Genomic DNA, 12,200 nt, shown 5'->3' on the forward strand with positions numbered 1-12,200 from the left:
TGTTACCTGGTTCGTCCACAACGGGCCGGAATGGCCCCCGTTTTAAGAGACCGGGGATTCTAGAGAAAGCAAGCCTCTAGGTCAATTTCCAACCAGCGTTTCCTTTAAATAGATCTCCAGGCCCTTGGGGCGGATTCATCACACCACGCTAGATATAGAAATAAAGAAGGGAATTATTTAAAGCTTCTCTGTAAAGCTTATAAAAGCAAGGTTGCCACCTTGCTGTGGATAACCTGGCTAAGGCCTTGTAATTCGCCGTGTACAGAGAATGACAACTACAGGGGAAAGCGGTGGCAAGCCTGTGCTGCGCTGTCGGATAAGCTGTGTGTGGAATGGGTAGTTATCCACAGGCTGGTTATCCACCGAGTTTGCCCCCCACTTGTGCAACGACCTCAGACCCGGTTATCCACAGAGCTTATCCACCGACCGCCCGTCGTCTTTCCTTCTGTTAAGGCATTGATAAATCATGGGCGATCAGCAACCTGCATGTGGATAAGTGGACGCCTGATCGCTACAATGGCCGCTTGTTTTTGCCTCACCGGCTTTCAACTTAGGGGATATCCGTGTCAGTGGAACTTTGGCAGCAGTGCGTGGAGCTTTTGCGCGAAGAGCTGCCTGCCCAACAATTCAACACTTGGATCCGTCCACTACAGGTCGAAGCCGAAGGCGACGAGTTGCGCGTGTATGCACCGAACCGTTTCGTTCTCGACTGGGTCAACGAAAAGTACCTGGGCCGGGTCATGGAACTGCTCGACGAGCATGGCAATGGCATGGCGCCTGCGCTGTCCTTATTAATAGGCAGCAAACGCAGCTCGGCACCACGGGCCGCTCCTAATGCACCGCTGGCTGCTGCGGCCTCCCAGGCCCAAGCCGTAGCGGCACCGGTTAACCATGCCGCTGCGGTCCCTGCGCCTGCCCCGAGCAAGCGTAATACGCAAAAAGCGGCCGAGGTCAGCGAAGAGCCGTCCCGGGACAGCTTCGATCCAATGGCTGGCGCCAGCTCCCAGCAGGCCCCGGTGCGCGCCGAACAGCGCACGGTCCAGGTTGAAGGCGCGCTCAAACACACCAGTTACCTGAACCGGACCTTTACCTTCGAGAACTTCGTGGAAGGTAAGTCCAACCAACTGGCCCGAGCAGCCGCCTGGCAGGTCGCGGACAACCCCAAGCATGGCTATAACCCGCTCTTCCTTTATGGGGGCGTGGGCCTGGGTAAGACTCACTTGATGCACGCAGTGGGTAACCACCTATTAAAGAAGAACCCGAATGCCAAGGTTGTGTACCTGCATTCCGAGCGTTTCGTGGCCGACATGGTCAAGGCGCTGCAACTGAACGCAATCAATGAGTTCAAGCGTTTCTACCGTTCGGTGGACGCCTTGCTGATCGATGACATTCAGTTCTTCGCCCGTAAGGAGCGTTCCCAGGAAGAGTTTTTCCACACCTTCAACGCGTTGCTTGAAGGCGGGCAGCAGGTCATTCTCACCAGCGACCGCTACCCAAAAGAAATTGAAGGCCTTGAAGAACGTCTCAAATCGCGTTTCGGCTGGGGTTTGACGGTAGCCGTCGAACCACCGGAGCTGGAAACCCGGGTCGCGATCCTGATGAAGAAGGCCGACCAGGCCAAGGTAGAATTGCCTCACGACGCCGCGTTCTTCATTGCCCAGCGTATCCGCTCCAACGTGCGTGAACTTGAAGGCGCCCTCAAGCGGGTGATCGCTCACTCGCACTTCATGGGCCGCGACATCACCATCGAGCTGATTCGCGAATCCTTGAAGGATCTGTTGGCACTCCAGGACAAGCTGGTGTCTGTGGATAACATTCAGCGTACTGTGGCTGAATACTACAAAATCAAGATTTCCGATCTGCTGTCCAAACGCCGTTCGCGTTCGGTGGCTCGTCCGCGCCAGGTGGCCATGGCCTTGTCCAAGGAACTGACTAACCACAGCCTGCCGGAAATCGGAGATGTGTTTGGTGGGCGTGACCACACCACCGTGCTGCACGCCTGCCGCAAGATCAACGAACTTAAGGAATCCGACGCGGACATCCGCGAGGACTACAAGAACCTGCTGCGTACACTGACCACTTGATGACCACCAGCGCAGCTTATTAAGGCAAGGGACTAGACCATGCATTTCACCATTCAACGCGAAGCCCTGTTGAAACCCCTGCAACTGGTCGCAGGCGTCGTCGAACGCCGCCAGACCTTGCCGGTACTTTCCAACGTGCTGCTGGTTGTCGAAGGCCAGCAATTGTCGCTGACCGGTACCGACCTGGAAGTCGAGCTGGTCGGTCGTGTGCAACTTGAAGAGCCAGCCGATCCGGGTTCTATCACCGTGCCGGCGCGCAAGCTGATGGATATCTGCAAAAGCCTGCCCAACGACGCGCTGATCGACATCAAGGTCGATGAGCAGAAACTGGTGGTCAAGGCCGGTCGCAGCCGTTTCACCTTGTCGACACTGCCTGCCAACGATTTCCCGACCGTCGAAGAAGGCCCGGGTTCGCTGACGTGCAGCCTCGATCAGAGCAAACTGCGTCGCCTGATCGAACGCACCAGTTTCGCCATGGCTCAGCAGGACGTGCGTTATTACCTCAACGGCATGCTCCTGGAAGTGTCTGCCGGCGTCATCCGCGCTGTTGCCACCGACGGGCACCGTCTGGCCATGTGCTCGATGCAGGCCGATATCGGTCAGCCGGATCGTCACCAAGTGATTGTGCCGCGTAAAGGCATCCTGGAACTGGCTCGCCTGCTGACCGAGCCGGACGGCAACGTCAGCATCGTGCTGGGCCAGCACCACATACGCGCCACCACCGGTGAGTTCACCTTCACCTCGAAACTGGTGGACGGCAAGTTCCCTGATTACGAGCGTGTGCTGCCTAAAGGCGGTGACAAGCTGGTATTGGGCGATCGTCAGGCACTGCGCGAAGCTTTCAGCCGTACCGCGATCCTCTCCAACGAGAAGTACCGTGGCATCCGTCTGCAACTGGCCAATGGTCAGCTGAAGATCCAGGCGAACAACCCGGAGCAGGAAGAAGCGGAAGAAGAAGTGGGCGTTGAATACAACGGTGGCTCCCTGGAAATCGGCTTCAACGTCAGCTACCTGCTCGACGTATTGGGTGTGATGACCACTGAGCAAGTGCGTCTGATCCTGTCCGACTCCAACAGCAGTGCGCTGGTGCAGGAGTCCGATAACGACGATTCGGCTTACGTTGTCATGCCGATGCGTCTGTAATCATGTTCAGCAGAAGCTAGATGTCCTTAAGTCGCGTCTCGGTCACCGCGGTGCGCAATCTGCACCCGGTGACCTTCTCCCCTTCCCCCCGCATCAATATCCTTTACGGCGCCAACGGCAGCGGCAAAACCAGCGTCCTGGAAGCCGTTCACCTGCTGGGGCTTGCTCGTTCGTTTCGCAGCGCCCGCCTGTTACCGGTTATCCAGTACGACCAATTGGCGTGCACGGTGTTCGGGCAGGTGGAACTGGCAGAAGGGGGCCACAGTGCCCTGGGAATTTCACGAGACCGACAAGGCGAGTTCCAAATTCGCATCGATGGGCAGAACGCCCGCAGTGCCGCGCAGCTGGCGGAGATCCTGCCATTGCAGTTGATCAACCCGGACAGCTTTCGTCTGCTGGAAGGGGCGCCGAAGATTCGTCGGCAATTTCTCGACTGGGGCGTGTTCCACGTGGAACCGCGTTTCATGGGGACTTGGCAGCGCTTGCAGAAGGCGCTGCGCCAGCGAAACTCTTGGCTGCGACATGGTACACTTGACGCCGTTTCGCAAGCGGTTTGGGACAGGGAACTGTGCCAGGCCAGCGCTGAAATAGATGAATACCGCCGCGCTTATATCAAAGCCTTGAAACCGGTCTTCGAGCAGACCTTGAGCGAGTTGGTTGAGCTTGAGGGCCTGACGCTCAGCTATTACCGAGGCTGGGATAAAGACCGGGAATTGAGCACCGTACTGGCTGGCTCACTGCAGCGGGACCAGCAGATGGGCCATACCCAGGCTGGACCACAACGCGCTGACTTGCGTCTCAGATTGGGCGCACATAACGCCGCGGACATCTTGTCCCGGGGGCAGCAGAAGTTGGTGGTGTGTGCCTTGCGTATCGCCCAGGGGCATCTGGTCAGCCAGGCCCGGCGCGGTCAGTGTATTTATCTGGTGGATGACCTGCCGTCCGAACTGGACGAAGCCCACCGTCGCGCGCTGTGCCGCTTGCTGGAAGACTTACGCTGCCAGGTTTTTATCACCTGTGTAGACCACGAATTATTGAGGGAAGGCTGGCAGACGGAAACGCCAGTCGCTCTGTTCCACGTGGAACAGGGCCGTATCACCCAGACCCACGACCATCGGGAGTGAAGGCATTGAGCGAAGAAAATACGTACGACTCAACGAGCATTAAAGTGCTGAAAGGCCTGGATGCCGTACGCAAACGTCCCGGTATGTACATTGGTGACACCGACGATGGCAGCGGCCTGCACCACATGGTGTTCGAGGTGGTCGACAACTCCATCGACGAGGCCCTCGCCGGCCATTGCGACGACATCAGCATCATCATCCACCCGGATGAGTCCATCACCGTTCGCGACAACGGCCGTGGCATCCCGGTAGACGTACACAAAGAGGAAGGCGTTTCCGCCGCCGAGGTCATCATGACCGTCCTCCACGCTGGCGGTAAGTTCGACGATAACTCCTACAAGGTCTCCGGCGGTCTGCACGGCGTCGGTGTGTCGGTGGTGAACGCACTGTCCGAACAGCTTGTTCTCACGGTTCGCCGCAGTGGCAAGATCTGGGAACAGACTTACGTCCACGGCGTGCCGCAGGCACCGATGGCGATCGTTGGCGACAGCGAAAGCACCGGCACCCAGATCCACTTCAAGGCTTCCAGCGAAACCTTCAAGAACATCCACTTCAGCTGGGACATCCTGGCCAAGCGGATTCGTGAGCTGTCCTTCCTCAACTCTGGTGTCGGCATCGTCCTCAAGGACGAGCGCAGCGGTAAGGAAGAGCTGTTCAAGTACGAAGGTGGCCTGCGTGCGTTCGTTGAGTACCTGAACACCAACAAGACTCCGGTCAACCAGGTGTTCCACTTCAACGTCCAGCGTGAAGACGGCATCGGCGTGGAAATCGCACTGCAGTGGAACGACAGCTTCAACGAGAACCTGTTGTGCTTCACCAACAACATTCCGCAGCGCGATGGTGGTACTCACCTGGTGGGCTTCCGTTCCGCGCTGACCCGTAACCTGAACAACTACATCGAACAGGAAGGCTTGGCGAAGAAGCACAAAGTCGCCACCACCGGTGACGATGCCCGTGAAGGCCTGACCGCGATTATCTCGGTGAAGGTGCCGGATCCGAAGTTCAGCTCCCAGACCAAAGACAAGCTGGTTTCTTCCGAAGTGAAGACTGCGGTCGAGCAGGAAATGGGCAAGTTCTTCTCCGACTTCCTGCTGGAAAACCCGAACGAAGCCAAGCTGGTGGTCGGCAAGATGATCGACGCCGCCCGTGCCCGTGAAGCGGCGCGCAAGGCCCGTGAGATGACCCGCCGCAAAGGTGCGCTGGACATCGCCGGCCTGCCGGGCAAACTGGCCGACTGCCAGGAAAAGGACCCTGCCCTGTCCGAGCTGTACCTGGTGGAAGGTGACTCTGCTGGCGGTTCCGCCAAGCAGGGTCGCAACCGTCGTACCCAGGCCATCCTGCCGCTCAAGGGCAAGATCCTGAACGTCGAGAAGGCGCGCTTCGACAAGATGATTTCCTCGCAGGAAGTCGGCACCTTGATCACTGCGCTGGGCTGCGGCATCGGCCGCGAAGAGTACAACATCGAAAAGTTGCGTTATCACAACATCATCATCATGACCGATGCTGACGTCGACGGTTCGCACATCCGCACCCTGCTGCTGACGTTCTTCTTCCGTCAGTTGCCGGAGCTGATCGAGCGCGGCTACATCTACATCGCACAGCCACCGCTGTACAAGGTCAAGAAAGGCAAGCAAGAGCAATACATCAAAGACGACGACGCCATGGAAGAGTACATGACGCAGTCGGCCCTGGAGGATGCGAGCCTGCACCTGAACGAAGAAGCCCCAGGCATCTCCGGCGAAGCCCTTGAGCGCCTGGTCAACGATTTCCGCCTGGTAATGAAGACTCTCAAGCGCCTGTCGCGCCTGTACCCACAGGAACTGACCGAGCACTTCATCTACCTGCCGGCGGTCAGCCTGGAGCAATTGTCCGATCACGCAGCGATGCAGGATTGGCTGGCCCAGTACGAAGTTCGCCTGCGCACTGTCGAGAAGTCCGGCCTGGTCTATAAAGCCAGCCTGCGCGAAGACCGTGAACGTAACGTCTGGCTGCCAGAGGTCGAACTGATCTCCCACGGCCTGTCGAACTACGTCACCTTCAACCGCGACTTCTTCGGCAGCAACGACTATAAGACCGTCGTTTCCCTTGGCGCGCAACTGAGCACGCTGCTGGACGAAGGCGCGTATATCCAACGTGGCGAGCGCAAGAAGGCCGTGACCGAGTTCAAGGAAGCCCTTGAATGGTTGATGGCCGAAAGTACCAAGCGCCACACCATCCAGCGCTATAAAGGTCTGGGTGAAATGAACCCGGATCAGCTGTGGGAAACCACCATGGACCCAAGCTCGCGCCGGATGCTGAAAGTTACCATCGAAGACGCCATTGGCGCGGACCAGATCTTCAACACCCTGATGGGTGATGCGGTCGAGCCACGTCGTGACTTCATCGAGAGCAATGCGTTGGCGGTGTCTAACCTGGATTTCTGATCCAGCCACCCTGCCCCAACGAAAAAGGCCAACGCACATGCGTTGGCCTTTTTTTATGCGTGTGTCTGAATAGGGATCTAACCCCAGGCGGCTGACTCAGGTCGTATAGTCGGCATTGATGCGGATATAGCCTTCCGACAGGTCGCAACCGTAAACAGTGAAGCGGCCTTGCGCGATGTTCAGATCGACCGAGATCAACACCTCATTGCCTTGCAGGTAACCCTTCACCGCTTGCAGCCCTGCTTCGTCCAACTGTCGCGGGTAGGCCTCGGTCTCGCCAAAAACGATCCTGACCTTGTCCGGGTCAATGTCCTGTTCCGCCTCACACTTGCCAATCGCCATGGCCACACGCCCCCAGTTAGGGTCTGCACCGTGCACGGCGGTCTTGACCAGTGGCGAATTGACGATGGCCTTTGCCACGCGTTTGGCCTGGGCGTCGTCGCGTGCGCCGGTGACCTGGACCTCCAGTGCTTTGCTCGCCCCTTCGCCATCGGATGCGATCATGCGCACAAGACTAAGGGCAATGTCGTACAGGGCCTGTTCGAATTCGGCCAGGTCCACTTCACCGGCCAAGCCGTTGGCCAGGATGGCGGCAGAGTCGCTGGTGGACGTGTCGGTGTCGATGCTCAGGGCATTGAAGGTTTTGTCGATCACGCGACGAAATAGCGCATCCAGCGTCTCGGGCGCAATCTTGGCGTCGGTGAAGAAGAAAGTCAGTAGGGTCGCCATATTCGGCTCGATCATGCCCACGCCCTTGGCAATGCCCACCAGGCAGGCGTCGCCAACCTTGCGTGCAGCGTGCTTGGTGCGGGTGTCGGTAGTCATGATCGCCGACGCGCAGCGCTGGAAGTCGGCAACGTGCAAGGCAGGCACGTCCGACATAAAGGCGCGGATTTTCTCCATCGGGTACTGGCGCCCGATCACGCCGGTGGAGGCGATCACCAGTTCCTGTGGGTCGACCCCTACCGCCCGGGCGATACCCGAGCGAACCTCTTCGGCGTTGGCCAGGCCTTGGGGGCCGGTGGCGACGTTCGCGTTGCGGGCGATCACCACGATACCCCGCGCCGTATCACGCTTGGCGACTTCGCGGGATAAGGTCACGCTTGGGCCCGCGAATCGGGACTGGGTGAACATGGCGCTGATGCTGGCAGGCACCTGCGAGATGACCGCGATGAAATCGTCACGGTCGTCCTTGATGCCCAGGTTGGCAATGATGTTGCTGAAGCCTTTCGGCTGGATGTGCAGGTTGTTCATGTCAGGTCCTTCAGAGAAGTGATGCTTCCTTTGCCATGTGACGATCGGCGAGTTGCCTGCGCAGGCGCGCGATGCGGCTTTTCAATCGGCGTCAACGTTATCCGTTCGAGCGCAGCGATGCCAGCCAGAACACCGATCGGTTTCCCTAACTCGCCACCGACGCCTCACTCCCCGCCGCCACCCTCTCCAACCGATACCCATACCCATAAATCGTCAGCAACTGCCAACCTCGGTCCGCGGTCAGCCCAAGCTTATTGCGCAGGCGATAGATATGGGTGTCGAGCGGTCGGGACGAGGTCATTTCCTCGTGGGTCCAGAAGCGTTCGTAGAAATACTCCCGGGACAGCGGGCGGCCCAGGTTGGCGAACAGGCAGCGGGCCAGGCGGTATTCCCGTTCGGTCAGGCTGATGGGGATACCGGCGCGGGTGACGGTCAGTTCGGCGTCGTCGAACTCCAGATCGTTGAACACCAGCACGTCAGTGGCCGGCGCACGCTGCAGGTTATGGCGGCGCAGCACAGCGGTGACCCGGGCCTTGAGTTCGTTGGGCCGAAAGGGTTTGCTCACGTAGTCGTCGGCCCCGGCGTTGAGGGCCTGGACGATGTCGTGCTCGCCGTCGCGGCTGGTGAGCATGATGGCGGCGGGCGGTGATTCCATGTGCTCGCGCGTCCAGCGCAGCAGCGACAGGCCGCTGAGATCGGGCAATTGCCAGTCGAGGATCAACAGGTCGAAGGTTTCCCGGCGCAGTTGTCGCAACAGGTCTTCACCTCGTTCAAAACTGTGCAAGGTCCAGGCTTGCTCGCCCTTGCCGGGGATTTGTTGCAGTGTCTGTTCCACCCGGCGCAGTTCGGCCGGTTCGTCATCCAGTATGGCGACACGCATGGGACGCGATTCCTTGATCTCGGGAGTAACGGACATCTCAGGTGGCCATGCAGTGCAATGGCCCCTGTCGCTGGCTGCGACAATACCGGCTCACGGCGCCGAGGGAAAGGCAGCAGCACGCCAGCCAGCGAGTCCGCTATAGTCTTGGGCTTTCAGCCGGCGGTTTGACGCGTTACCCGTGAAAAAGATCCCTGCTTCCCATCTTCAGTCAGAGTGCTTATGAGCAACCAGCGTCGCCGTGAAAGCCGTGAACCGACCCAGGTCCAACGATTGTTTCGACAATTGGTGCGGGAGTGGTTGTGGATAAGTTTGCTGCTATTACCGCTGACGGCCCTGTTGTCGTTCAGTGCCCAGGCCACTCCCAACGGGCCAGGTGCAGCATTATTGTCGGTGTGTCTGGTGGCTTGCGTGTTGGGATTGTTGCTGCTGCGCCCGCGCCTGGCGTTATGGACGACGGTGGGTGGAATGAGCCTGGCCCTGTTGGCCAGCGTTTTGTTGGGCGCGCGAGGCTGGTGGTGGTCGCCGATGGCCAGTGTCATGGGCATGCTGTTTGGCTACCTGATCTGGAACTGGCGGCGCCTGAGCGTGGTGCTGGCCTATTTCGGCTGGGAGCTGGCGCGACTGGACTCGGAGCCTAAGGTGTTCCCGGAACGTCGCCGTGCCCCGTACACCGGCAGTGACCGCTTGCAGGGCCAGATCATGGCGCTGGAACAAGCCATGAGTCGAACGCGCGACACCCGCCGTTTCATCGCCGATGGCCTGGAATACCTGCCCGTGGCGACAATGATCAGCGACCCCCAAGGCAAGCTGTTGCTCGGTAACCGCAAGGCCCGTGATCTTTTCGGCCATGGCCTGGCCGGTGGCGATGTGCTGGAACATCTCACGCAACTGGGTTATCCGGGGTTGGCGCGTGGCGTCCAGCATCGGTTATCCACATTGCCTTTGGTGGAGTTTCGCGACACACGGGAGCGCAGCTTGCGCCTGGAACGAGCGGCCCTATTGCCTGTTGACGGTGATGCGCCGATTGGCTGGCTGTTGAGCCTTACCGATTTGAGCGCGGAGCGTGAAGCCGAGGAGCAGCGCAGTGTCATGCTGCGTTTCCTGTCCCATGATTTGCGCGCGCCCCACTCGGCGATCCTTGCGTTGCTCGATGTGCAGCGGCATGAGGCGGGCGCGAATAATTCGGTGTTTGACCAGATCGAACGTCAGGTACGTCGCGCCTTGGAGTTGACCGATGGCTTCGTGCAATTGGCTAAGGCTGAATCCGAAACCTATCAGTTCCAGCCGACGTTGTTCGACATGCTGGTTCTGGACGTGGTCGACCAGGCACTGCCCATTGCTCAGGCAAAGCGCATTCAATTGACGCACGAAATAGACAATGAAGAGGCCATGGTCAGGGCGGATCAATCCTTGTTGACCCGGGCGCTGTTCAATCTGCTGGAGAACGCCATCAAATACAGCGCGCCTGACACCCGCATTTCGCTGCAAGTTCGTTGCGCGCAGGGCTGGTTGACCTGTGATGTGGCGGACCAGGGCAAAGGTATAGGCGCCGAGGAGCTACCGGACTTGTTCAGCCAGTACCGGCGGTTTTCATCAGCTCACGGAGTGGATGGGATCGGCTTGGGTTTGTCGATGGTCAAGGCGGTGGTGGACCGTCATGACGGGCAGATCGAATGCCGCAGCGTGGTCGGTCAGGGCACAACCTTCAGCTTGCGATTTCCGTTGCTGGAAGAATAAAAGATCGCAGCCTGTAGGTGCTGCCGAAGGCCGCGATCTAGGCGCTATAAAAACTTATGCACCTTTCCGAGCGTTTTATGTGTTTATGAAATATGTATAAAAAACATATACCTACAACATAAAAGCAACGGTTTCAGGAAAAACGGTACACAGGTTATCCACAGATCTCAAACAGCGAGTTTGTCCGGGGCGGCCGGTGCTGCAGGAAGAGAACCCATCTCCCGTTGGGTCTGTTCATTCCAGGCTTGTACACGATCGTTGAGCTCGGCAATGGCGCGTGGCCCGGTCCCCTCGGCATACATCGGCGCGCCGATCACCACGGTGATAACGCCCGGTGTTCTGAACCAGCCAGCCTTGGGCCAGAATTTGCCGGCATTGTGTGCAATCGGCAGCACGGGAAGATCAGCATTCACCGCCAATGCCGAACCGCTGCGGGAGAATTTGCCGACTGTCCCATAAGGAACTCGGGTGCCTTCGGGGAAGATCAGCACCCAGACGTTATCCTTGAGCAGTTCGTCGCCCTTCTTCGCCACCTGCTTGAGCGCCGCCTTGGGGTTGTCGCGATCGATGGCGATCGGACGCAGCATGGCCATTGCCCAACCGAAGAACGGCACGAACAACAGTTCACGCTTGAGCACTTGGCTCAACGGTTCGAAATAGGCCGAGAGAAAGAACGTCTCCCAGGTGCTCTGGTGGTTGGACTGGATCACACAAGGCCGGTCAGGCACGTTTTCAGCACCTTTGACTTCATAGTTGATGCCCAGGAACACCTTGCTCAACCACAGTGCGCAACGACACCAGTACACATTGATGAAACGGTAGCGCGCCTTGAACGGCAAGAAAGGCGCGATAAAAAAACTCAGGGAGCACCACAGCAAGGAACTGGTGCCCAACAGCAGGTAAAAGAGGAAGGTTCTGATGGCCTGCAATATCGACATAGCGGCATTTACCGTTGCGGGCAATGCCCGCCTGTTCAAGCGCTTCCCGAACAATCCTTGATCAGGTTGTCTTGGGAGCTCTAGTTGTGGATAAGTTCAGCGGCAATCGCCGCCAAGTCGTCAAAAATCAAGGTGCCCACCGGCAGGGTCTTGCCCAAAGTCTTTTCGCCTTTCCCGGTCTTTACTAAAACTGGCTGACAATCGACGGCCTTGGCCGCCTCCAGGTCACCGAGGCTGTCGCCAACGAACCATACGCCCGCCAGTGCCACGTCGTAATGCGCGGCGATGGTTTTCAACATGCCCGGCTTGGGCTTGCGGCAATCGCAACCTTCATCCGGCCCATGTGGACAATAGACGATCAGCCCGACTTCACCGCCCTGCTCGGCCACCAATTCGCGTAAGCGCTCATGCATGGCCTCGAGCACCGCGATGCCGTAGTAACCACGGGCAATGCCCGACTGGTTGGTGGCGACCGCCACCGTCCAGCCGGCCTTGCTCAACTGCGCGATGGCTTCGATCGAACCGGGGAGCGGCAACCACTCCTCGACCGATTTGATGTAAGCGTCGGAGTCGTGATTGATCACCCCGTCCCGATCGAGAATCAGCAGTTTCAAGGT

At 58.6% G+C, this 12,200-nt stretch carries 9 protein-coding genes; 5 read left to right on the forward strand and 4 right to left on the reverse strand.

All coding sequences use genetic code 11. The features are described 5' to 3' along the window. Window positions 1-563 precede the first annotated feature (563 nt). The 4 genes from dnaA to gyrB are packed head-to-tail and all read left to right on the forward strand — an operon-like array spanning window position 564 to window position 6,774. A complete protein-coding gene (gene dnaA, locus EPZ47_RS00005) occupies window positions 564-2,084 on the forward strand; it encodes a chromosomal replication initiator protein DnaA (RefSeq protein ID WP_135842962.1) in 1,521 nt (506 codons plus the stop codon). A gap of 39 nt (window positions 2,085-2,123) precedes the next feature. Beyond that, the gene (gene dnaN, locus EPZ47_RS00010) at window positions 2,124-3,227 is read left to right on the forward strand and encodes a DNA polymerase III subunit beta (protein WP_003196145.1); all 1,104 of its coding nucleotides are present in this window, start codon (window positions 2,124-2,126) and stop codon (window positions 3,225-3,227) included. 20 nt (window positions 3,228-3,247) lie between these two features. Further along, entirely contained in the window at window positions 3,248-4,351 is a 1,104-nt protein-coding gene (gene recF, locus EPZ47_RS00015) for a DNA replication/repair protein RecF (RefSeq protein WP_135842963.1), read from the forward strand. Window positions 4,352-4,356: 5 nt separating this feature from the next. Further along, on the forward strand, window positions 4,357-6,774 hold the full coding sequence (gene gyrB / locus EPZ47_RS00020) for a DNA topoisomerase (ATP-hydrolyzing) subunit B (protein WP_135842964.1): 2,418 nt from the start codon (window positions 4,357-4,359) through the stop codon (window positions 6,772-6,774). A 96-nt stretch (window positions 6,775-6,870) separates the two neighbouring features. Here the strand turns inward: gyrB and argJ are convergent, their stop codons facing one another. Together argJ and EPZ47_RS00030 are read right to left on the reverse strand one after the other, a co-directional pair. Beyond that, a complete protein-coding gene (argJ, locus tag EPZ47_RS00025) occupies window positions 6,871-8,028 on the reverse strand; it encodes a bifunctional glutamate N-acetyltransferase/amino-acid acetyltransferase ArgJ (protein WP_135842965.1) in 1,158 nt (385 codons plus the stop codon). Between the two features lie 145 nt (window positions 8,029-8,173). Then, window positions 8,174-8,908: a response regulator transcription factor gene (locus EPZ47_RS00030; protein ID WP_135842966.1), complete on the reverse strand. Its 735-nt coding sequence runs from the start codon at window positions 8,906-8,908 to the stop codon at window positions 8,174-8,176. A gap of 219 nt (window positions 8,909-9,127) precedes the next feature. Between EPZ47_RS00030 and EPZ47_RS00035 the strand changes: the two genes are divergently transcribed. After that, the gene (locus EPZ47_RS00035) at window positions 9,128-10,645 is read left to right on the forward strand and encodes a sensor histidine kinase (RefSeq protein WP_135842967.1); all 1,518 of its coding nucleotides are present in this window, start codon (window positions 9,128-9,130) and stop codon (window positions 10,643-10,645) included. A 167-nt stretch (window positions 10,646-10,812) separates the two neighbouring features. On the opposite strand, the gene EPZ47_RS00040 is transcribed toward EPZ47_RS00035, so the two are convergent. Together EPZ47_RS00040 and gmhB are read right to left on the reverse strand one after the other, a co-directional pair. After that, window positions 10,813-11,583 carry a lysophospholipid acyltransferase family protein gene (locus EPZ47_RS00040; RefSeq protein WP_135842968.1) on the reverse strand — a complete coding sequence of 257 codons (771 nt, stop codon included), beginning with the start codon at window positions 11,581-11,583 and terminating at the stop codon, window positions 10,813-10,815. 80 nt (window positions 11,584-11,663) lie between these two features. Beyond that, window positions 11,664-12,197, reverse strand: coding sequence for a D-glycero-beta-D-manno-heptose 1,7-bisphosphate 7-phosphatase (gene gmhB, locus EPZ47_RS00045; RefSeq protein ID WP_135842969.1), 534 nt, complete (start codon window positions 12,195-12,197; stop codon window positions 11,664-11,666). Window positions 12,198-12,200: the final 3 nt, after the last annotated feature.

Source organism: Pseudomonas viciae, assembly GCF_004786035.1.
GTDB classification, from domain to species: domain Bacteria; phylum Pseudomonadota; class Gammaproteobacteria; order Pseudomonadales; family Pseudomonadaceae; genus Aquipseudomonas; species Aquipseudomonas viciae.